Genomic DNA, 23041 nt, shown 5'->3' on the forward strand with positions numbered 1-23041 from the left:
CTTTTAATAAGGAAGCTATATTTTTTAGGGTATCATTTTGGGTATGAATACCTTACTTGATGAGTATTATCGATACGATTTGCATAATGCTGGATTTATTGAACGTAAACATTCAATCGGCGAAGAAAACACACTGATATACGGAATAGCACAATCGGGAAAGACGTCTCTGATTAAAAGCTATCTACTGTCACATAAAAAATCAACCTATCTCTATTTTGATTGCCGCGACTGCCGTCTCGATATCAATGAGCTGAATGGCTCATTAAAAACATTTTGCCGCGATAATAAGATTTCCATCCTTGCTCTGGACAATTATAATGAATCGATTGAACTCTTTGAACTTGATCAAATTATCCTGTCAAGCGAAGAAGCACTTGAATTGCCCTTTCATACTATCCGTCTTGAGCTGCTCGATTATGAGGAGTTTTTGGCATTCGAAAGCAAATTCGACAGTACCGCCCTCAACCACTTTTTCCAATTGGGCGGATTTCCGGCCATGCACAAAATTGCCAGTGAAGACCGAGTCCTCTATCTACAAAATATTTTGAACCGTGCATTAGAGCCGATCGAATTTTCTATTCTCTCACAAGCTTCAAAAATGGTAACGCAGAAAGTCTCTGCTTTCAACCTCTATGAACGGCTCAAAGGGGAACGCAAAATTTCCAAAGACAAACTGTATCTGCATTTGCAATCACTTTTTGATCGCGGCTATCTCAAATCACTGGGTAAATTCAACCATCCCAGTGCTGTCAAAAAACTCTATCTATGTGATATTGCCATCAAACACGCCCTTGTCCTACAAAAACATTTCGGGCGTATTTTTGAAAATCTCGTTTTCTCCGAGCTTGATAAACGTCATGTCGAATGTTATTATGATGAAGGGATCGATTTTTATCTCCCGCAGAGGGGACAAATTATTATCGCGTCCCCTTTTGCCAATGAACATGCTCTTTTTAAGAAAGTAGAAGCATTGGAGGCATTTATCGTATCCAATCGTGTTAGAGAAGTGATCGTAGTAACGATGAATTTGGAGAGTACCCTCTCGCATCCCGTCTCTCGGATCGAGATGATTCCGTTTGAACGGTGGGCACTGGGAGATGATACTTAGAAGCGATAATTCAGCCCTACGAACGGTCCTTTGAACGTTGCATCGGCATTTATATTGAAATGGTCGCTGATGCGCAGAGATTCATAGCGATACCCTGCCTGAGCACTCAACCCTTGCACAATTTTCCAACTGGCTTTGATCCGAGCGTCGGTTAATGAATCCCCGCTGTATTCAATGTATTTCAGACTCCCCTCCACTGAAAGCGGAGAGAGCGGAGGGGTAATGCCGATTCCCAAATAACCCATCGGGATCACCTCTTTGAACGATTGATTATCCACCCCTTCAATTTTCCCCTCAAGAACTTTAAACGTCATACCGATATCCAAATCGATGACATTATCCATAATCTCATAATAGGGTGTGATATCAACTTGATCCAATGAAACTTTACTGACGGTTGCTCCGTCCAAACCGCTATAAGAAATTTCAGGTGTCAAATCGACCCGCACATTCGGTATCAACGGAGCGGGATGTTCAAAATAAAGTCCTACTTGGTACCCTGATTCGTGATCGCTTCCAAAATGGGTTTGTGTCGTTTTGTAGTTAAAGTCTCCGCTGGCGGTAGAAGTGTAGTAGTCAACCTCCGCACCGAAGCCCAAAATAGTGGCGGCAGATGCCGTGACTGATGTTAAACACAATGCTAAAATTATTGATCTCATGTTAAAAATCCTTTTTTTAGGAATGATACCTTATTTAATGTGAACGCATTCGATACAATATCAATATTTTTACAGATGGACCGATTATGAATCTTTGCGGAATAGATGAGGCAGGACGGGGACCGCTGGCAGGGCCGCTTACCATTGCCGGAGTCATTTTAAATCGTCCGATAGACGGGCTTAACGACTCTAAAAAACTGACTGAGAAAAGACGGGAAGCCCTCTTTGATCGCATTTGTGAACACTCCACCTATCATATTGTACGGTTTGATGCGGAACAAATCGACGAACTGGGAATATCCGCATGTCTGGCAGCCGGACTGCGTGAGATCATGTCGGTAATCGGAGAAGCCGATTATTTATATGATGGCAATTCGACGTTTGGCGTCAGTGGTCTTACAACACTCGTGAAAGCCGATGCGACAATACCCGAAGTTAGTGCCGCATCGATTTTGGCGAAAGTGACACGAGACCGTGAAATGGTAGAACTAAGTGCCCTCTATCCGCAATACGGATTTGAAGGACATAAAGGATACGGCACTGCTTCCCACGTTGAAGCGATCCGTCAATACGGCTATTGTGACATCCATCGTAAAACATTTAAATTAAAAGCGTTACAACCCTCGTTGTTTTAGAACCTCATCGCTATAATTGTCTAAAAAAGAGAATAGTATGGTTTCCCTCACTCATATCGAAGCGGCACTTGCAGCTGTAGACGCCGAAATAAAAGCGCTCTTGTACAATCAGTCGTTGTCACTCTCTGAGAAAGATGAAAAGATGCTGCCGTTATTACGGGAGAGTAAAGTGCTGAAACAGACCCATGAAGACTTGTGTTATTTACGGGATAATCCGCCGAGCAGCCCAAACGGCTGCAAAGCGGGAAGCTATAGAAAAGAGTGATTTTTACGCAGCAGCAAGAATTTTTTCAACGGCTTCGTCAAAGAGGTTTTGATTCATGCCGTACTCTTCGATCAGTTCACGTGCATTTTTTAGGGTTGAATCTGTGATCGTTCCATCCAGATTGATTGCTTCTTTTGCTACTTTGAGAAATTTTGCCATCTCTTGTGTTTCAGGGTCTGATGCATCTTCAGGTTCATTGGCAAAACGGATCAAATGGACCAAATCAGGATCAAAATTCCATCGGAAAAAGAGTGTTGCAGTCACATCTTCCGATTTACTGCCGCAAGCAGCAATTTCGGACTGCTTAATAGATGAGCCCTTTTGTAAATTGTCACTCAAGAGTGCTGTTTGTTTCGACTCAATCAAATAACGGCTGATCACCACTTTGCCCAATTCCAATAAAAAAGACGCCAACGAAAGATGGCCCAACATGGAACGGTCAACTTTGGATACCCATCGGCTTACCAATGCATTTTGAAGTTGAGAGCGAGCCAAATAGGTCTCTTTGGTCATACCGTACGGTGAAAGATCGATATCCATACACGAATTGGCTGCCGAAGCGATTGTAAACGTACGTACGGCTTCTTTACCTAAAAGAGAAATCGCATGGGCGACATCCGTGACGGTTCGGCTGAGGCCGTACATCGGTGAATTGGCTGTTTTCAAAATATACGCAGTAATAATCGGATCATCTTTAATCGCATCGGCCATATCGCTAATCCCCTTATCGGGATTGTTGAATACCGCTTCAACTTTTTGGACCGTTTCAGGGAGCATCGGGACATGCTCTATTTGTTCCATTAATTCTGGTTTCATTTACTTCTCCACACAAAAATTTGCAATAGTGTTGAAATGATTATAGGCTAATGTATGTTAAATTTATTCTTTAAGATGTAATTTTAAAAATGATTTTGATAAAAGTGTGAGAAAAAGGGGTAATAAGGGACTCCCCACCAGATACCTGCGGCACAAAACATGAACGGGTGTGCTGCTGTATTCCTACCCTGACACGGTGTCCGCTCATGCCCTTGCACAGGTCTAGAGGAGAGAGGCGGAATTATACCAAACTGTTGGGCTAAATGCAAGATGGCATCTTTTTTGCTTTTTTAAATTTTGCAGTTTCACTAAACATTTAGAGTGTTTCAGTCGATATAGTCTGTACGTAATATAAAGTAAAAGGATTTACTATGTCAGTCAGTTCACTGGGAGCAGGAGCAGGGGTACTCACACAGACTGTTATTGATCAGCTCAAAGCGGCTGATACAAAAGCCATTATTACCCCGCTTGATGACAAGATAACTTTACAAAAACAAAAAGACAGTGCTTTAAGCCTTTTAGGTAGTCTACTTACAACATTCCAAGCCAGTGCAAATGCGTTGGATGATGACGCGCTATACCAAAAACGAACTGTTTCCGGTGCAACAAGTTCTGTAAGTGTTACTGCAAATGCAGGTGTTGCCATACAATCATTTTCTATTTCTAATACTGTTTTGGCAAAAAAAGATGTACAAGAATCCGGTAGTTTTGCTGATACAACGTCCACAATATCCAGTGGCAGTGGGACAATGAAATTGACTGTAAATGGAACCAACTATGATATCGCGTATACTTCATCAACAACGTTAGACGATCTCAAAACTGCTATCAATAATGTAGCTGGAGACAGTGTAACGGCCAGTACGCTCCAAGTTGGTACAGGTGATTATCGTCTTATTCTTACTTCTAATGCAACTGGGGCCAATCAAGCTATCAGTATCACAGATTCGAGCGGAGGAACTTTAAATAACCAATTGTTAGCGTATGATGCATCTACTAATACAAACGGCATGCAGACAATTCAAGCAGCATCCGATGCGTCATTTAAATACAACGGTATTACTCTCACCCGAAGCAGCAATACAGTTAGTGATGTTGTAACAGGAATGACAATCAACTTGCTCCAAGATAGCGGGAGTGCCAATATATCGATTACTCAAGATACGGCATCTATCAGCGATGCAATGAGCTCATTTGTAACCAATTATAATAGTCTTACTTCTCAAATAACCAATATGACTACAACCGATACGACTGCTGGTAAGGTTGGAATTTTTAACGGTGATAGCACGATTTATGGTATTACACGTGCAATTAATCAAATTGTTACTTCAGTCAACAGTGATGGATTGTCACTTCCCCAGTTCGGAATAGATATGGCACAAGATGGTACAATGAGTTTTAATAGTTCTACATTTATCTCCAAATTCAATGAGAATAATGCCCTTTCTGAAAAATTTTTCAGCGGTTTAACAACAACGGATACCTCCGGAAACACGACATCTGTCGACGGTGTCTTTACCTCGATGAATCTATTAATGAAACGATATACAGCTTCAAGCGGTATTATGGAGACTTTAACGACCGGTTCAGCAACTGATCTTAAAGCTTTGAATGACAATAGAACAAAATCACAAGCACTTCTTGACGCACGATATGCAGCTATGGCGGCGCGCTTTAGCCAATATGATACGATTATGAACAAATTAACTAATAGTTTTTCTTCTCTTTTAACGCAAATCAATGCCTATTCAAATGGTAGTAACTAAGCAGCAAAAAAATTGGTATCAATTTTGCTTAATTCTATCATCTAGAGTTGATAGGATGTGTAATGCTGAATGGAAAGAATATCCTCATTACCGGCGGAACCGGGAGTTTTGGCAAACAATTTGTTAAAACTATTTTAAAACACTTTAAACCTAATAAAATTATTATTTATTCCCGTGATGAACTCAAACAATATGAGATGGCACAACGATTCAACGACCCTTGTATGCGCTATTTTATTGGAGATGTACGTGATCTGCCTCGATTAGAAAGTGCTATGAACGGTGTCAATTATGTGGTTCATGCCGCAGCACTCAAGCATGTTCCTATCGCTGAGTACAATCCTATGGAATGTATTAAAACCAATATCAATGGTGCTCAAAATGTTATCGACGCGTCATTACGCTCTGGAGTAAGTAAGGTTATCGCCCTCTCAACCGATAAAGCCGCCAGTCCGATCAATCTCTATGGAGCTACGAAACTTGCCAGTGATAAGCTCTTCGTTGCTGCCAACAACATCCGCGGAGGAAAAGATATCCGTTTTGCCGTTGTCCGATACGGCAATGTTTTAGGATCACGCGGTTCTGTCGTCCCTTTCTTCCAAAAATTGATTGCTGAGGGTGCAACCGAACTCCCGATCACAGATGACCGAATGACCCGGTTTTGGATTACCCTCCAAGAAGGGGTTGATTTTGTCCTTAAAAACTTCCAACGGATGCACGGAGGAGAGATCTTTATTCCGAAAATCCCTTCAATGAAGGTAATCGACGTAGCCAGCGCTATAGCGCCGAATCTTCCCCATAAAATCGTCGGTATCCGTCCGGGAGAAAAGATGCATGAAGTGATGTGCCCACGGGATGATTCGCATCTCACTCTCGAATTTCACGATCATTATGTCATTAAACCTTCTATTCAATTTACTGAAAATGCCGACTTTTCCAAAAACAATTGCGGCGAAATCGGAACTCCTGTGGAGTACGGGTTCAAATACAGTTCTGAGACAAATACCCAATGGCTCAGCCCTGAAGCGTTAATGGAAAAGATTGCCCTCTCACAGGATGAGGAAAAATAAGTATGATCCCCTACTCTACCCAGCTGATCGAAGAGGATGATATTGCCGCCGTTACAGAAGTCCTTAAAAGTTCCCATCTAACCCAAGGCGCCAAGGTCGAAGAGTTTGAAGAAGCGATTGCAGGCTATGTCGGAGCACGCTACTGCATCGTTTTTAATTCGGCCACTTCAGCCCTCCATGCGGCATATGATGCATGCGGAATCGGTCACGGCGACGAGATTATCACGACACCGATCAGTTTTGTAGCCACCTCCAATATGGCAATCGCACTCGGAGCCAAACCGATATTTTGTGACATAAAAAATGACGGTAATATTGATGAAAACTTTATTGAGGCTCTCATAACACCCCGAACCAAGGCAATCGTCCCTGTCGACTTCGCCGGAAAACCGGTCGCGATCAAAGTACTCAACAGCATCGCTAAAAAACACGGCCTGAAAGTCATCGAAGATGCATCACATGCGCTAGGCAGTAGCATTAATGGAGAAAAAATCGGTTCGTTTGCGGATATGACCGTATTCAGTTTCCATGCCATCAAACCGATCACAACCGGTGAAGGGGGAGCCGTTGTAACCGATAACGAAGAATTTGCCCGGGCTCTTCGGTTATTCCGCTCTCACGGGATCATCAAAAAGCAGCTGTGGAATTCGGATATGGTGAGTCTGGGATATAATTTTCGGATGACCGAATTTGCCGCGGCACTGGGACTCTCCCAACTGAAAAAACTGAACCGTTTTATCGATATACGAGAAAGTATCGGCCACTATTACGATGAACGTTTTCAAGGGCATAATCTCTTTTCGACTATCCCTATCGATTCAAGCGAGCAAAGTGCACGCCATCTTTATCCTCTTTTACTCTCTCCTGCACTGCACTGCGTTAAAGAGGATATTTTTTCTGAGCTGCAAACCAGGGGTCTTGGAGTGCAAGTTCACTATAAGCCGATCTATCAAAACAGCTTTTATAAAGAACTTTACGGAGAGATGAGGCTGAGCAATACCGAATATTTTTACCGATCGGAACTCTCTATCCCATGCCATCAAAAGATGACGATGGAAAATGCCGCTCATGTCGCAGATACGCTCTTGGAAGTTATTGAAAAATACGCTTATCGCGGATGCAGTTTTTAAAGGAGTTTTATGAACGTTGCAATCATCCCTGCCCGCGGCGGCAGCAAACGGATTCCGCGTAAAAACATCAAATCCTTTTGCGGGAAACCGATCATCGCCTACAGTATCCAAGCGGCACAAGCTTCCGGACTCTTTGATCGCATTATTGTTACGACCGACGATGAGGAGATTGCCGATGTCGCCCGCAGTTACGGCGCAGAGGTCCCTTTTATGCGCCCTTATGAGCTCAGCGACGATCATACGGCAACGATCCCTGTCATTGCCCATGCGATTCAAATTCTGCAGGAGCAAGGAGACAGTATTGATGCTGCATGCTGTATTTATGCGACGGCACCGTTTGTCCGGAGCGAAGATATCCAAGCGGCATACAATGCACTCATAACACATCGTAAAGAGTATGCTTTTCCCGTAACCACCTTTCCGTTTCCGATTTTTCGGGGAGTAAACCGTGACGAGGAAGGAAACATCGAAATGTTTTGGCCGGAACACTTCGCTACAAGAAGTCAGGATTTGCCCGAAGCCTATCACGATGTAGGCCAATTTTACTGGGGTAAACCCGATACATGGCTAAATGGGACACCGATTTTTTCAAAAGCCGCTACTACCGTTGTATTACCCCGCCATCTGGTCCAAGACATCGATACCCCCGAGGACTGGCTGCAAGCCGAATTGATGTTTAAAGCTGTATTCCCCTCATGAATCTCCTGATCCGTGCCGACTCTTCCAGTCAAATCGGGTTAGGCCATATTATGCGCGATCTCGTTTTAGTACAGCAATACCCAGAAGCGTCCGTCATCTTCGCCTGTCGTGATTTAAACGGAAATATCATCGATACCATCCCCTATCCCGTCCATGTTCTCGCTTCCGACACATCGGAAGAACTCGTCGAGTGCATTATCTCACACGAGATTGATGTTGTCGTATTCGATCATTACGGTATCGATGCCGCATATGAAAAACGGATCAAAGAGCAAACCGGCGTAACGATTCTAAGTATGGATGATACCTATCAGCCCCATTACTGCGATATCATCTATAATCCGAATGTTTATGCTCAAAATCAACGCTATAGAGATCTTGTACCCAAATTTTGTGAAGTCCAGTGTGCCAAACCGCTGATACGGGAAGAATTCAGCCTCGCCAAACAACATCCTAAACCTTTGAACGATGCCGTATTTATTTCGATGGGGGGAAGCGATCCGATGAATCTCTCGATGCAAATCGTACAATCACTTCCCTCAGATACCTATGCCAATCTTGTAACTACCACCTCGAATCCTCATCTTAACGAGCTCCGGCACTATGCCGCAGAACATCCGAATATCCGCCTGCACATCAATGCTTCAAATATCGCAGAGCTCATGCATGAGTGCTCGTCTGCCATCATAACCCCAAGCTCGATCGCACACGAAGTGATGTTTATGGAACTCCCTTTTATCGCGATCCAAAGTGCCGATAACCAAAGTGAGTTCGTTGCCTATATGAAACGCCAAGGGCTTCTTGTAATGGAACATTTTGATCAGGGTCAGTTTCAAACGCTATTAGGGCGATTAACGCTTCGTCTGATTCCGTTTACGGAATTGAACGATACAGAAAAAGAGATGATCCTCGCATGGCGGAATCATCCTGATATCCGAATGTGGATGCTCACTTCACATGAAATCTCTCTCGATGAACATCTCCGTTTTATAGAGTCACTCAAAAACCGGTCCGATAAACGCTATTTTTTAGTCCGCCAGGCTAATGATTACCTCGGCGTTGTCGATTTAACTGATATTACATTAACCTCAGCAGAGATAGGGATCTATACAAATCCCGATAAACGAGGTGCCGGAACCCTCTTAATGGATGCATTGATCCGATACGCGTTTAACACGCTGAAACTGACCGAGCTTATCGCCAATGTATTCATCAATAACGAAAAAGCTAAACGTTTGTATCAAAAATTCGATTTTACAGAAACCGATCGAGCCATCCATAACGGCAAAGAAATGATCACATTGGAGCGTACCCTATGACTATCGGAAACCATAATCTGAATGAAAAAGTTTTTATCATCGCCGAACTTTCTGCTAATCATAACGGCTCGCTTGATACCGCACTGCGTACCATCGATGCCATGAAAGAATCCGGTGCCGATGCGATCAAACTCCAAACCTATACGCCCGATACGATCACCCTCGATTGTGACAGCGATATGTTTACTATTTCACAGGGGACCCTGTGGGACAAACGAAAGTTCCACGATCTCTATGCCGAAGCGATGACACCGTGGGAGTGGCATAAAATTCTCTTCGAGCATGCACACAATCTGGGGATGGAAGCGTTCTCTTCCCCTTTTGATCCGAGTGCCGTCGATTTTCTCTCCGGTCTCAATGTTCCGGCCTATAAAATCGCCAGTTTTGAAATCACCGATATCCCCCTCATCGAATATACTGCTGCCAAAGGAAAACCGATTATCATCTCCACCGGCATCGCCACTCTCAATGACATAGAAGATGCATTGGATGCCTGTAAACGGGTTGGAAACGATCAGATCACCCTTCTCAAATGCACCTCCGCCTATCCGGCCGCACTCGAAGAGATGAATTTGCTGACCATCCCCGATATGATATCCCGCTTCGGCATCACCGTGGGCCTCTCTGATCATACAATGAGTCTGAGTGCCCCTGTAGCCGCCGTTACCCTCGGAGCACGCGTCATCGAAAAGCATTTTATTCTGGATCGGGGAATGGGGGGTGCGGACAGTGCATTTAGTTTGGAACCTCACGAGTTTAGAGCGATGGTAGATGCCGTACGTGATACCGAAAAACTAATGGGTAAAGCAACCTATGAATTGAGCCCGAAAAGTTTGAAATCACGCGAATTCTCCCGAAGTCTTTTCATCGCAGAAGATGTAAAAGCCGGAGAACCGATCACTATGACAAATGTACGCTCAGTTCGCCCGGGATTTGGCCTCTCACCCAAATATCTTTCTGAGATTTTAGGGAAACACTTTAGTGCAGATTTTTCCAAAGGAACACCGCTTAGTTTAGATTTAATTCAGGAAAACGGCTAAGAACGTGGTAATAAAAGCATTCTCATAAAATATTTCACTATAATCCTAATACTTAGTGAATGAACAAATCATAATCAAGGAAACAGTGTGGAAGAAACGATATATGAAAAAAATTTATCCGCCCTTTTGGGGGTAAATCCTTCTCTTGCCGCTAATTTATTTTCTGTAAGTGCCAACGCAAAGTTTTCAGTTTATCAGGGCCAAGAACTTATTGACATCAATATTATTGAAAATGATTCACACCGCTATCTCTATGATGCACCCATCGCCGATTTGGAAAAATCTGTTCAGGACGCTGAAGCAGAGTATTCCCGCTATCCCGTTCTCTTTTATTACGGAATAGGTAACGGAATTTTTTATAAGCTCATTTCAGCAAACCCGGCACATAAACACATCATTATTATCGAACCGGAAATAGAGTTACTCTATATCGCGTTAAATTTTATCGATATTGCAGAAGATATCCAAAGTGAGAGAATCATTCTTCAGCTATCATCTCACATGACCTTTGGCGAAGGGATTAGACTCGTCTACAAAGGGGATATCAAACCCTATGTTAAACTCTATAACTTGCAGATTCACGCTCCTTTTTATGACCACTACCAACGAGATATTCAAGAGATGAACAACCTTTTAATCCGAAGTTTTAAACAAATGGTTCTTAACCACGGAAATGACACCAATGATGCCCTTATCGGTATAGAACAGCATATTTACAATCTCCCTACTATGATTGAAAACTATAAAGTTGTAGAGCTTATTAAACAAAATAAAAACAAAAATGCCGTCATTATCTCTACCGGTCCTTCATTGGCGAAACAACTTCCATTACTGAAAGCCTATGCTCCCTATATGACATTGGTTTGTATCGATGCATCTTTACCGATCTTACAAGAACATGGGATTATTCCTGATATCGTTGTTTCGATGGAACGGGTAGAGCTAACCTCTAAATTTTTTGAGAATCTCGATCCAGCCGTTAAAGAGAACACCTATTTTGTTGTCTCTTCTCTAACACATAGAAAAAGCGTCACAAATCTTACGGGCTGCAAACTAGCGTTGGCTATGCGTCCACTGAGCTATATGCGATTCTTTGAAATGCCGGAATTTGGCTATATCGGTTCCGGAATGAGCGCAGCGAATCTTGGATACCAACTAGCCTACTATATGCAACATCAGAATATACTTCTTATCGGTCAGGATCTCGCCTATGCTGATGATGGCAGAAGCCATTCAAAAGGGCACATTTTCAGTGAAAACGAGGTTCAGCATAGACAAAATGACTTGATCGTAACCCGATACGGCGGAGAAGGCTTTATTAAAACAACTATCATTTGGGATATGTTCCGAAACTTTTTTGAAAAAGATATTGAAGCCACGTCAAATGAAGGAATTTCTACCTATAACTGCACAGAGGGGGGAGCACGCATCCACGGATCAATCGAAAAACCCTTTTCAGACGTACTTCGTGATACAGTGGGAATGGATACCCCTAAAATACCTATCCATATAGATCGTACTCCTCCTGAGGAGATTCCTACACTTCTCAAACATGCTTATGACAAAACACAGGAGATGGTTGATTACGGTTTAGAGTTTAAACTCGAAGTCGAAACTCTTTTTCTGGATATAGTTGAAGAGATTGAAATCTTAGAAGAACACAATAAAAACAATTCTCTCGAAAAAATTAACTATGAAAATCTCATCCTTCTTTCGGAAAAAATTGATGTCATTAAAGAAAAAGTTGAAAGTCTCGAGTTCTCAAAGATGTTTATCGATACTGTTCAGTCTTATATTTTTCATCAGGAGCTTGATTTGGCTAAAATCGTTGTCCAAAATGCAGAAAGCGAATTAGAAAAAAAAGCAAAGCTTATCGAGTGGATCATTGCTCACCGATATTGGCTATTTTCTCTTGCTGGAGGAATAGAAGCAGAATTGACAGCGATCACAAGAGGTCGTCCACCATTGATCGAAATCTGTCACCATATGAAATTAATTTAAAATGAAAATAAGATTGTGAGAAGAATGGAATTTTACATTCCATGTTTACTAAAGCGTTTTCACGATAATGCGTTACGCAGTCATAAGACTGCTATATGAAATTGTTACTATTGTAACAATTTCAATACGTTCTGCTGTACAGCATTTGCCTGACTCATAGCATAACTTCCTGATTGGGCAAGAATGTTATATTTAGAGAAGTTCGCAGATTCTGCCGCAAAGTCAACATCACGGATGTTTGATTCTGCCGCTTTAACGTTAACTTGAGTAACCGAAATATTATTAACGGTTGAAACCAGCTGATTTTGTACCGAACCGAGGTCTGAACGAACGCGGTCAAGCATTTTTTGTGCTGTTTCTGCAATACTCATTACCGCCATCGCACCTTTAAGTGTTGTTACACCTGCTGTTTTATCTGCTGTAATGTTCTCTGCATTCGAGTTGGCATTGAAGCCCATAGCACTCGCGATATCGGCACTGATTGCACCGCGGATATCACGGAGATTGACTGTTTTTTCAGCCAAACCGGAAGACATACCGACACCGGCTGTTGAAATACCGCGGATGTCTTTTCCGTCCAAACGGGTCAAGCTCAAACGGCCATAGTTCTCAACCGCAGCTGCAGATAGACCTGCAATGGCATCAACGCCGGTACCGGAGACTTTGATCCCCCGTCCATCCGCACTGTTAAGAACCAAACGCCCGCGGCTGTCTACGGATGCGACAACACCGGTAGTATCTTTAACCGCATTGATCGCTGCTACCAACGCACCGTTTTTATCATTCGCTTTTACATCGACAAGTCCGATAGTAACACCGTTGATGGTCAATCCGCTGATAGTACCGGATGCAATCACTGCACCTCCCGTTGCTTGAACGCTAAAAGACGCTTTTACCCCCGTTTTATCCGATGATTTGTTAATGATCTCTGACAATACACCAAGACCGGTACCGGCACCTGTAGAAATAACAACCGATTCAAGAGTGATATCGTTTTTACCGTCTACTGCCGAGAAAGTAAGTGTTGCAGCTGAAACACCGGCCACAATCGTGCCACCTGTCTCAAAACGTGTTTGACCGATTTTATCAGAACTGGTTGCTCCGATAGACGCTTTAACACTTTGATTTGAGTATGCACCGATTTGGAACTCTTTATTGGTAAATTGACCGGAAAGAAGTTGTTGACCATTGAATGAAGTGGTACCCGCAATGTTGTCAAGCTCTTCCATCAAACGGGTAATATCCGCTTGAAGCGCTTTACGAGAATCGGTTGTTTGACCGTCTTGTGCCGCTTGAGTCGCTTTCGTTTTAATCGTATCGAGAATTTTGAGCTGTTCATCCATCGCTTTATCAGCCGTTTGGATAATACTGATACCGTCATTTGCATTGGAAATTGCTTGTCCGAGTGCACTTGATTGTGAACGAAGTGAATCCGCAATCGCCATCCCTGAAGCATCGTCCGCCGCACTGTTAATACGAAGACCTGAAGAAAGTTTTGACAATGAACTGTCCAAATTACGGTTGTTCATTGACGCAGATGTATGCGCATTTAACGCTGCAATATTGGTGTTAATTCTGAAACCCATGATAAATCCTTAGGAAGTTTTTTGCATCCGTGCAATTCTAAAAATTTATAAAAGCAAAAAATATTCCAAAAATGATTATTAACTAATAGTATAAAGAAAGAAGATTGAATAAAAAGGAGGGAGATGCCTCCCCATCGGGAGACATCTAAAAGAAAGCGATACTTTAAGCTTGTTACTATTGTAACAAACGAAGTACGTTTTGTTGTACTGCATTCGCTTGAGTCATAGCATAACTTCCTGATTGGGCAAGAATGTTATATTTAGAGAAGTTCGCAGATTCTGCCGCAAAGTCAACATCACGGATATTTGATTCTGCCGCTTTAACGTTAACTTGAGTAACCGAAATATTATTAACGGTTGAAACCAGCTGATTTTGTACCGAACCGAGGTCTGAACGAACGCGGTCAAGCATTTTTTGTGCTGTTTCTGCAATACTCATTACCGCCATCGCACCTTTAAGTGTTGTTACACCTGCTGTTTTATCTGCTGTAATGTTCTCTGCATTCGAGTTGGCATTGAAGCCCATAGCACTCGCGATATCGGCACTGATTGCACCGCGGATATCACGGAGATTGACTGTTTTTTCAGCCAAACCGGAAGACATACCGACACCGGCTGTTGAAATACCGCGGATGTCTTTTCCGTCCAAACGGGTCAAGCTCAAACGGCCATAGTTCTCAACCGCAGCTGCAGATAGACCTGCAATGGCATCAACGCCGGTACCGGAGACTTTGATCCCCCGTCCATCCGCACTGTTAAGAACCAAACGCCCGCGGCTGTCTACGGATGCGACAACACCGGTAGTATCTTTAACCGCATTGATCGCTGCTACCAACGCACCGTTTTTATCATTCGCTTTTACATCGACAAGTCCGATAGTAACACCGTTGATGGTCAATCCGCTGATAGTACCGGATGCAATCACTGCACCTCCCGTTGCTTGAACGCTAAAAGACGCTTTTACCCCCGTTTTATCCGATGATTTGTTAATGATCTCTGACAATACACCAAGACCGGTACCGGCACCTGTAGAAATAACAACCGATTCAAGAGTGATATCGTTTTTACCGTCTACTGCCGAGAAAGTAAGTGTTGCAGCTGAAACACCGGCCACAATCGTGCCACCTGTCTCAAAACGTGTTTGACCGATTTTATCAGAACTGGTTGCTCCGATAGACGCTTTAACACTTTGATTTGAGTATGCACCGATTTGGAACTCTTTATTGGTAAATTGACCGGAAAGAAGTTGTTGACCATTGAATGAAGTGGTACCCGCAATGTTGTCAAGCTCTTCCATCAAACGGGTAATGTCCGCTTGAAGCGCTTTACGAGAATCGGTTGTTTGACCGTCTTGTGCCGCTTGAGTCGCTTTCGTTTTAATCGTATCAAGAATTTTTGTTTGTTCATCCATCGCTTTATCAGCCGTTTGGATAATACTGATACCGTCATTTGCATTGGAAATTGCTTGCCCCAATGAGCTCGCTTGTGAACGAAGTGAATCCGCAATCGCCATACCGGATGCATCATCCGCCGCACTGTTAATACGAAGACCTGAAGAAAGTTTTGACAATGAACTGTCCAAATTACGGTTGTTCATTGAAGAAGCAGTATGCGCATTAAGCGCCGCAATATTCGTGTTAATTCTGAAACCCATGATAAATCCTTTTATCGCAAGAGCTTTTTGCTCTTAAGTTAGTTCAGCGTCCTTGCTGTTACAGACTATATCGGGACATAAACAAAAAACTTTAACGATTTTGTAAAAAATTTTGTTACACTTTCGCAACTCATCCATATATATAGGATTCACTTTTTGAAACTCATCATCGTAGAGTCTCCGGCTAAAGCCAAGACTATCAAAAACTTTCTCACTAAAGATTACGAGGTTATTGCCTCCAAAGGGCATATCCGTGACCTCCCGAAAAATCGTTTCGGCATTAAAATCGATGACGAGAAAATCGTTGCCGAATATCGGATCAGCGAAGACAGTACCGCAACGGTCAAACAGATACAGGAATTGGCCAAAAAAAGCGATACCATTTATATCGCGACCGACGAAGACCGCGAAGGAGAAGCAATCGGATGGCATATCGCCCATGCAATCGATAAAGATCCCGAATCACTGCCCCGGATCGTATTCCATGAGATTACCAAAAATGCGATCATTCATGCACTCGAAACACCGCGTACCATCGATATGGATCGTGTCAATGCCCAACAGGCACGCCGATTGCTCGATCGTATCGTAGGGTATAAACTCTCACCTCTCCTTGCTTCTAAAATCCAAAAAGGGTTGTCGGCTGGACGGGTACAATCCTCTACCCTCAAAATCGTCGTCGACCGTGAACGTGAAATCCGTGCGTTTATTCCCGAAGAATATTGGACAATCGATACACTGTTCAAAAAAGATATTGAAGCGACTCTCGTCAGTTTTGAAAATGAAAAAATCGACAAACTCACGATCAAAACCGGTGATGAAGCTGCACGTATCGTAGATTCTCTCAAAAAAGAGGCGTTTAAAGTCGGTGAAATTGAGACCAAAGAGCGTAAATCCTCTACCCCTCCTCCGTTTATGACGTCAACGCTTCAACAAACCGCCTCATCTCAACTCGGTTTTTCTCCGAAAAAGACCATGATGGTTGCCCAAGCACTTTATGAGGGGGTCAAAACTCCCGAAGGCACCAGCGGGGTCATCACCTATATGCGTACCGATTCACTCAATCTTGCGGCGGAAGCGGTGGAAGCGGCGCGTGAAGTCATCTTGAACCGTTACGGCAAAGAGTATCTGCCTGCACAAGCAAAAGTGTATACGAAAAAGTCCAAAGGGGCGCAAGAGGCGCATGAAGCGATCCGCCCTACCATGCTCGGCTTTACTCCGGAAGTTGCTGCGACTTATCTAAAACCCGATGAGATCAAACTCTATCGTCTCATTTACAACCGCTTTTTAGCATGTCAAATGAACGATGCGCGATTTGAGCAACAAAGCATTACTTTTGAAAGCCCGAAAGCGCAGTTCCGCGCAACGGGGCGTAAACTCTTGTTTGACGGTTTTTACCGTGTGACCGGAAGCGATGACAAAGACAAATTGCTCCCTTCGCTTACCACAGGAGATGCGATCGATATCCAAAGCATCACCCCAGAACAGCACTTTACCGAACCGCCGGCACGTTATTCCGAAGCAAGTCTGATTAAAAAACTCGAATCGGAGGGGATCGGCCGACCGTCGACCTACGCACCGACGATCAGTACCCTCCAGGCTCGTAACTACATCGAGATCGAAAAACGGGCCATCATCCCGACCGAGATTGCCTTTACCGTAACCGAGATGTTGGAAAACCATTTTAATGAAATCGTCGATGCATCCTTTACCGCGACAATGGAAGAGACGCTGGATGAAATCGGTGAAGACGGCAAATCGTGGCATAAAATTTTGCTCGATTTTTATTATCCGTTTATCGAAAAAATCGAAGCGGGAAAAACCAATATCGTCAGTCTTAAAATGGCTAAACCGCTTGGCCGAAACTGTCCTCAATGCGGAAGTGAACTGCTCCTGCGCTCGGGACGTTTCGGAGAGTTTATCGCCTGCAGCGGTTTTCCGAAGTGTAAATACACCGAACAAACGGAAGAGAACCAAAAAGAAAACCCTGCGACTCCTGATGAAGTGAGCGAAGAGGTGTGTGACAAATGCGGCAGTGCTATGGTCGTGAAAAACGGTCGTAACGGGAAATTCTTGGCATGCAGCGGCTATCCGAAATGCAAAAATACCAAAACGCTGAATCAAGAGACAAAATTCTCAGAAGTACCGTGTCCTGAATGCAGCGGAAAACTTCTTTGGAGACAATCCCGCCGCGGTGCATTTTGGGGGTGTGAACATTATCCGAAATGTAAATTCATCTCCAAATTCGAGCCAAGTGATAAAAAATGCCAAGTCGAAGGGTGCGGAGGTGCATTGGCGCCGCGGACGTATCGCAATAAAGAAGTGTATGAGTGTGTCAAATGTAAGGACCGTACACCAAGAGAGGAAAATGCGTGAAAATCGGGCTTTTGTCAGACACCCATACTAAAAAAGGGCGTTCGCAAAAAGCAATCGATCATCTTAAATCTCAAGGAGCTGAGTTTTTGATTCATGCCGGGGACATCGTCAAACCTGAAATCCTCGAGCAACTCAAAAATAGCGGATTACGTTATGTTGCCGTGTATGGCAACAATGACGCCGGTTTGATCGAACATCACACCAGATACAACCTTGTTCAAGAACCGCACTATTTTAAACTCGGCGGTGTCAGTTTCAAGTTAATGCATCTGCCGTTTTATATGAATGCCGATGCCGAAGTAATCATTTTCGGACATACGCACGTATTTGAATGCGATTTTAAAAATCGTACCCTCTTTCTCAATCCGGGAGAAGTATGTGCACGGGACAAGCCGTTTTCGAGCTGTGCCATGCTTGAAACAACGGACACAAACCTAACCGTTACCCATTATTCCCGTGCAGTCGGAAACGATGTATTCGAAGAACGTCACTATATTTTTGAGAGATCGTAAATCTGCTTCGTATGAGGCAATCTTCAGTGCCATAGCGGCAAGCGTACCTGAAAGGATTTTATTCCTTCAGCATTCCAAAGGAAAAATATGAAAAAAATCTTTTTATGCTCTATCTGCAATATCAACAGCGGAACCTGTAACGAAGATTGTAAGTTTTGTTCTCAAAGTGTCAAATACAAAGCGGACATCGAGCGATACAAACAAAAGCCGATAGATCAGATTTTAGAAGAGGCTCGCCGACTCGAAGGACTCGGAGCACTTGGATTTTGTCTCGTTACGGCACAAAAAGGGTTAGATGATAAAACTCTCGAATTTGTCTGCAATGTCGCATCCACACTTAAACGCGAAGTTCCCCGCCTCCGTCTTATCGCCTGCAACGGCACAGCGTCACTGGAACAGCTTCAAGAACTAAAACGATCCGGGGTGAGCGCTTATAATCATAATCTCGAGACCAGCCGTGCCTTTTACAGCCAAGTCTGCACAACCCATCCGTGGGATGAGCGATACGAAACCTGTGAAAACGTAAACCGATCCGGGCTTAAACTCATCAGCGGCGGAATCTTCGGGATGGGTGAGACACAAGAGGATCGTATCAGTATGCTAGAATCCTTAAAAGAGCTCAATCCGATCTCCGTTCCTCTCAATTTTTATCATCATAATCCGGCATTGCCGCTCAATCCCAATCCGCTCACCATCGATGAATCGTTGAATCTCATCACTCTTGCACGGAAGATCTTAGATAAAGCCGATCGGATTATGATTGCCGGAGGGCGCGAAATCACCTTCAAAGAACGCCAGCATGAAATTTTTGAAGCGGGTGCAAACAGCATCGTTATCGGGAACTATCTCACAACTGCCGGACGCGAAGCCCATACGGATCTAAAAATGCTCCAAGAGCTCGGATTTGAAATTGCGTTGTCACCTGAGGATAAGTAAGTTATAATAACACAAAAGGGAGAGGAGGTAATCCGTGTCACAGTCGGTATTATTAACCATCGCCCGTCAGTCTATTGAAGAGGTACTGCAAGCAGAGCGCTCTATAGACAGGGAAAAGCTGCTTGAAGAATATCCTGTTCTAAATCAGCCGATGGCTACTGAGATTACTCTGTATTTAAACGATAAAATACGGGGAAATTCAAAAAGTGAGTCACCGGAGCGATCCCTTCTCGATGATATTATTCACAATGCTAAAATAGCTGCTTTTCAAGATGAAAATTTCGATCCGCTTGTCACTTCCGAATACCTTCATACTGCAATAGAATTAACCTTATTTAGTGCGGAAGGGCCGCTCAGTCACAAAAGCAGCCCTATTTTGAAAGACCAATAATATAATTAGCAATCGCGAAACCGTGATTTAATCCCAAAGCAATCGAACCGCCTGATTCTTGGGTAATGTCTCCGGCGACAAAAAGTCCCGGAATATTGGTTTGATAGTTCTCATCATGGACCGGCTTACCGTCCTCTTCCTGAATTCCGCTGCCTGACAAAAATCCGCTCGGTGTTGTCCCTCCGATCGCATAAACAATCCGGTCAAACAGCTCCGACTCACCATCGCTGAAAACGACTTTCACTTTCCCGCTCTCACTCTCAAGCTCGACAATTTCGGTATTCAACATTGCCTGTAACAAGCCCTCGCTCATCGCTTTGTAAATGTCGGCTTGATTGGTCGGATTTGCACGACGAAATGTCCCCCGACGATAGCAGATTGTAACCGCATTGCGATCACACAATTCAACCGCATATTCGATTGCAGAATCACCGCCGCCGACGACCATAACCCTTTCGCCTTGCGAACATCCGTCAAGGGTATAATGCACTTGGTTTTTGATCGATGGAGGAATTTTGTAATCGGGTTTATTAGGTTTCCCCATGCGACCGATAGTAACGACTACATATTTAGCCTTTATACTTCCACCCGCGATAAATACTTCAAAACCACCTTCTGTTTTCACTATTTTTTGTACTTCGGTGTGTGTTTTAAGTTCAACCGCTTCATTGTCCAGCAACTGGTCAAAAAAGTCCAATGTAGATTCTTTCGTTCCGTCCATAAAATAGATGCTTCCGTCCAATTCTACTTTTTGTCCTTTCCAGTCTTTATCTACCCGTTTATTATCTTTGTAAAATTTACGAATCGTAGCATTATGGTTTTCATCTTTTTCCAACAACACGATATCCCGCATACCCAAAGCATAACTCTCTATCGCTGTCGCTATCCCGGCAGGACCTGCACCGATTATTGCCAACTCATAAATATGTTCCATTCGTGCTCCTAGATTTTCTATTATAAATACTCTATCACAAAGAGGGATAAAATTCGATTTATGTTATCATTGTTGTATGTACTATGTCATTCAACGTCACCAAGGTGGCCCTAAAAAACATTATCTTGCTTATACTGTTCCTAAATACATCAGTTCAGAGAACAGTCAAAATATCATTTTTGAGTTCACTCAAAACGGTGTCACGAAACGTAAATGGGCACCTAAAGAGGAAATCATACTCCTTACGGATGATAAAGAACTGTTCCAAAGTACTTTGGAGAAACTGGAAGCCTTAAAAGCTTCCCATCTTGAAAAAATTGATGCGGCGGAGGCACAATTAAATCAGGAGATTCTATCCCTTTTAAACACGATGCAGACAGCATTTCAAGCCATTAAGAAAAACAATTAAACCCTATTTAGCAACAATTCACATACATTCTTGTGCTATAATTCTCTATTCACAAATGTCTGAAGGAGACTTGTATCATGAAAAAATTAGTATTTTCCTCTTTGCTCGCTGCGACATTACTTAGTGCCAGCGACTATAACTATGAAGTTTCGCCAATGGCGGGTTATGCATTCCCTAGTGCACAGGATCTTAAAGATCATGGTGTTTATGGTGCTGAAATGCAATTTAATAATCTAGACAGTGTTATTAAACCTGAATTATCCGTTTTGTTCAGCGATGCCGATTATCAAAATGGAGCCGGTAAAACTGATATTTTCCGTTCAGCTATTAACGGCGTTTATGATTTTGATAAAAGTAACAATATTACTCCGTTTGTTAAAGCAGGTCTTGGCTATGAAACAATGAGTAATCATCAATACGATAACCACAACAGCGCGTTTGCGGATGCAGGTGCCGGTGTAAAAGTAGGCATTACCGATCAAATCGCCCTTAAACTCGAAGCGATCGAAATGTTGAAATTCAACCATTTCAACTGGGATAACAATCTTTTGTTAATGGCGGGGCTTAACTTTGCATTCGGTGAAAAAGTACAACCTGCTGCTCCTGTTCCCACTCCGGTACCGGTCCCAACTCCAAAACCTGTCGTAGCTGCTCCGGCACCGAAACCGGTTGTTGTAGCTGCTCCGATCGATAGTGATGGAGACGGTGTATTTGATCCTCAAGATAAATGTCCTGACACTCCTAAAGGATTCAAAGTAGATTCTGACGGTTGTCCGTTAAAAGCGACACTTCACTTGAACTTTGCAACCGATTCAAATAAAGTCGATGCAGAAGGAACAGCTAAAGTGGATGCATTCGCATCATTCCTAAAAGAGAGCCCTGCTTATAAAGCAAATATCGTAGGTCATACTGACAGTACCGGTTCGGATAAATACAACCAAAAACTTTCAGAAAAACGTGCAGAAGCCGTTAAAAACATGCTTATTAAAGACGGTGTAGCGTCTGAACGTTTGACATCTGAAGGTATGGGTGAAAAAATGCCGGTTGCTTCTAATAAAACCAAAGAAGGACGTGCTGAAAACCGTCGTATCGAAGTGGAACTTTGCAAATAAGCTAAGTGTTCTTTTCTCTTTCCCGCATCCGCGGGAAATACTCTTCTACTTTTTAACTTTATCCTCGAATTTTTTCATGAATTTTTCTATCTTAGGTGCGATTACCGCATAGCAGTACCCTTGTGTCGGGTGTTCCGCATAATAGTTTTGGTGGTATTCTTCAGCAGGAAAAAATACAGGAGCTGGAGAAAGTTCGGTTACAATCTGCTCACTCCACCCCTTTTGTGCTTCTGCCATCGAACCGAGTGCTTTCTCTTTTTGATCGTCATTTATGTAAAAAATGACAGAACGGTATTGTGTCCCGCGATCTGCTCCCTGAGCATTTAACGTTGTGGGATTATGTACTTCCCAAAAAATTTCTAAAATCTGTTCATAATTGATAATCTCAGGATCATACGTAATTTCAACCACTTCAGCATGTCCAGTTGCACCGCTGCATACTTGTTCATAATTAGGATTTGGACGTGCTCCACCTGCATAACCGCTGATAGCACTGCACACTCCATTTACTCGATTATAAACCGCTTCAATACACCAAAAACACCCGCCGCCCAAAAGGGCTTTTTCACTGCATCCCATACTCGCTCCTAATTTTTAGGTGATTATCCGCTTTTTCA

General features: G+C 43.2%; 22 protein-coding genes and 1 other RNA gene. 16 read left to right on the forward strand and 7 right to left on the reverse strand.

From position 1 onward, the window contains the following. The first annotated feature begins 43 nt into the window (after positions 1–43). Complete coding sequence (locus PHE37_RS02330) at positions 44–1111, forward strand: ATP-binding protein (RefSeq protein WP_299994589.1); 1068 nt, start codon at positions 44–46, stop codon at positions 1109–1111. Here the strand turns inward: PHE37_RS02330 and PHE37_RS02335 are convergent. Then, the gene (locus tag PHE37_RS02335; protein WP_299994587.1) at positions 1108–1770 is read right to left on the reverse strand and encodes a TIGR04219 family outer membrane beta-barrel protein; all 663 of its coding nucleotides are present in this window, start codon (positions 1768–1770) and stop codon (positions 1108–1110) included. The genes PHE37_RS02330 and PHE37_RS02335 overlap by 4 nt on opposite strands. A gap of 86 nt (positions 1771–1856) precedes the next feature. Between PHE37_RS02335 and PHE37_RS02340 the strand changes: the two genes are divergently transcribed. Together PHE37_RS02340 and PHE37_RS02345 are read left to right on the forward strand one after the other, a co-directional pair. Beyond that, positions 1857–2405, forward strand: a complete 549-nt coding sequence (locus PHE37_RS02340) for a ribonuclease HII (protein ID WP_299994585.1) — start codon at positions 1857–1859, stop codon at positions 2403–2405. 37 nt (positions 2406–2442) lie between these two features. Further along, positions 2443–2670 carry a hypothetical protein gene (locus PHE37_RS02345; protein WP_299994583.1) on the forward strand — a complete coding sequence of 76 codons (228 nt, stop codon included), beginning with the start codon at positions 2443–2445 and terminating at the stop codon, positions 2668–2670. Positions 2671–2673: 3 nt separating this feature from the next. Here the strand turns inward: PHE37_RS02345 and PHE37_RS02350 are convergent, their stop codons facing one another. Together PHE37_RS02350 and ffs are read right to left on the reverse strand one after the other, a co-directional pair. Beyond that, positions 2674–3486, reverse strand: coding sequence for an HDOD domain-containing protein (locus PHE37_RS02350; RefSeq protein WP_299994581.1), 813 nt, complete (start codon positions 3484–3486; stop codon positions 2674–2676). 131 nt (positions 3487–3617) lie between these two features. Then, positions 3618–3715: signal recognition particle sRNA small type (ffs, locus tag PHE37_RS02355), an RNA gene on the reverse strand. A gap of 142 nt (positions 3716–3857) precedes the next feature. Between ffs and fliD the strand changes: the two genes are divergently transcribed. The 7 genes from fliD to PHE37_RS02390 all read left to right on the forward strand — a co-directional run bounded on the left by fliD (position 3858) and on the right by PHE37_RS02390 (position 12514). Continuing rightward, positions 3858–5255 (forward strand): flagellar filament capping protein FliD, encoded by a 1398-nt coding sequence (fliD, locus tag PHE37_RS02360; protein ID WP_299994579.1) that lies wholly within the window; start codon positions 3858–3860, stop codon positions 5253–5255. A 62-nt stretch (positions 5256–5317) separates the two neighbouring features. Further along, positions 5318–6325 carry a UDP-N-acetylglucosamine 4,6-dehydratase (inverting) gene (gene pseB / locus PHE37_RS02365; protein ID WP_299994577.1) on the forward strand — a complete coding sequence of 336 codons (1008 nt, stop codon included), beginning with the start codon at positions 5318–5320 and terminating at the stop codon, positions 6323–6325. A 2-nt stretch (positions 6326–6327) separates the two neighbouring features. Beyond that, positions 6328–7455: a UDP-4-amino-4,6-dideoxy-N-acetyl-beta-L-altrosamine transaminase gene (gene pseC / locus PHE37_RS02370; protein WP_299994575.1), complete on the forward strand. Its 1128-nt coding sequence runs from the start codon at positions 6328–6330 to the stop codon at positions 7453–7455. Between the two features lie 9 nt (positions 7456–7464). Next, positions 7465–8154 (forward strand): pseudaminic acid cytidylyltransferase, encoded by a 690-nt coding sequence (pseF, locus tag PHE37_RS02375; RefSeq protein WP_300008152.1) that lies wholly within the window; start codon positions 7465–7467, stop codon positions 8152–8154. Beyond that, positions 8151–9473: a UDP-2,4-diacetamido-2,4,6-trideoxy-beta-L-altropyranose hydrolase gene (gene pseG, locus PHE37_RS02380; RefSeq protein ID WP_299994571.1), complete on the forward strand. Its 1323-nt coding sequence runs from the start codon at positions 8151–8153 to the stop codon at positions 9471–9473. Before pseF ends, pseG begins: the two co-directional genes overlap by 4 nt. Then, on the forward strand, positions 9470–10513 hold the full coding sequence (pseI, locus tag PHE37_RS02385) for a pseudaminic acid synthase (RefSeq protein WP_299994569.1): 1044 nt from the start codon (positions 9470–9472) through the stop codon (positions 10511–10513). Before pseG ends, pseI begins: the two co-directional genes overlap by 4 nt. A gap of 87 nt (positions 10514–10600) precedes the next feature. Then, on the forward strand, positions 10601–12514 hold the full coding sequence (locus PHE37_RS02390; RefSeq protein WP_299994567.1) for a 6-hydroxymethylpterin diphosphokinase MptE-like protein: 1914 nt from the start codon (positions 10601–10603) through the stop codon (positions 12512–12514). A 107-nt stretch (positions 12515–12621) separates the two neighbouring features. Here the strand turns inward: PHE37_RS02390 and PHE37_RS02395 are convergent, their stop codons facing one another. Next, entirely contained in the window at positions 12622–14100 is a 1479-nt protein-coding gene (locus PHE37_RS02395) for a flagellin B (protein ID WP_300008154.1), read from the reverse strand. A gap of 175 nt (positions 14101–14275) precedes the next feature. Next, positions 14276–15754: a flagellin B gene (locus PHE37_RS02400; protein WP_300008156.1), complete on the reverse strand. Its 1479-nt coding sequence runs from the start codon at positions 15752–15754 to the stop codon at positions 14276–14278. A 156-nt stretch (positions 15755–15910) separates the two neighbouring features. Here PHE37_RS02400 and topA point away from each other — a divergent pair, with 156 nt between their 5' ends. From topA to PHE37_RS02420, 4 genes are all read left to right on the forward strand, one after another. Beyond that, positions 15911–18130, forward strand: coding sequence for a type I DNA topoisomerase (gene topA, locus PHE37_RS02405; RefSeq protein WP_299994562.1), 2220 nt, complete (start codon positions 15911–15913; stop codon positions 18128–18130). Continuing rightward, positions 18127–18642, forward strand: coding sequence for a metallophosphoesterase (locus PHE37_RS02410; RefSeq protein ID WP_299994560.1), 516 nt, complete (start codon positions 18127–18129; stop codon positions 18640–18642). The genes topA and PHE37_RS02410 overlap by 4 nt, the downstream gene beginning before the upstream one ends. A gap of 87 nt (positions 18643–18729) precedes the next feature. Then, positions 18730–19578, forward strand: a complete 849-nt coding sequence (locus tag PHE37_RS02415) for a biotin synthase (protein ID WP_299994558.1) — start codon at positions 18730–18732, stop codon at positions 19576–19578. A 34-nt stretch (positions 19579–19612) separates the two neighbouring features. Next, entirely contained in the window at positions 19613–19969 is a 357-nt protein-coding gene (locus PHE37_RS02420) for an AMMECR1 domain-containing protein (RefSeq protein ID WP_299994555.1), read from the forward strand. Here PHE37_RS02420 and PHE37_RS02425 read toward each other — a convergent pair. Continuing rightward, entirely contained in the window at positions 19950–20903 is a 954-nt protein-coding gene (locus tag PHE37_RS02425) for an NAD(P)-binding domain-containing protein (RefSeq protein ID WP_299994553.1), read from the reverse strand. The two genes, PHE37_RS02420 and PHE37_RS02425, sit on opposite strands and share 20 nt — an antisense overlap. 76 nt (positions 20904–20979) lie before the next feature. Between PHE37_RS02425 and PHE37_RS02430 the strand changes: the two genes are divergently transcribed. Continuing rightward, a complete protein-coding gene (locus tag PHE37_RS02430; RefSeq protein WP_299994551.1) occupies positions 20980–21312 on the forward strand; it encodes a hypothetical protein in 333 nt (110 codons plus the stop codon). A 77-nt stretch (positions 21313–21389) separates the two neighbouring features. Next, positions 21390–22424, forward strand: coding sequence for an OmpA family protein (locus tag PHE37_RS02435; RefSeq protein ID WP_299994549.1), 1035 nt, complete (start codon positions 21390–21392; stop codon positions 22422–22424). Positions 22425–22469: 45 nt separating this feature from the next. On the opposite strand, the gene msrA is transcribed toward PHE37_RS02435, so the two are convergent. Beyond that, a complete protein-coding gene (msrA, locus tag PHE37_RS02440) occupies positions 22470–23003 on the reverse strand; it encodes a peptide-methionine (S)-S-oxide reductase MsrA (protein WP_299994547.1) in 534 nt (177 codons plus the stop codon). Positions 23004–23041 lie beyond the last annotated feature (38 nt).

Origin of the sequence: Sulfuricurvum sp., assembly GCF_028681615.1 — a bacterium.
Classification (GTDB): Bacteria; Campylobacterota; Campylobacteria; order Campylobacterales; family Sulfurimonadaceae; genus Sulfuricurvum.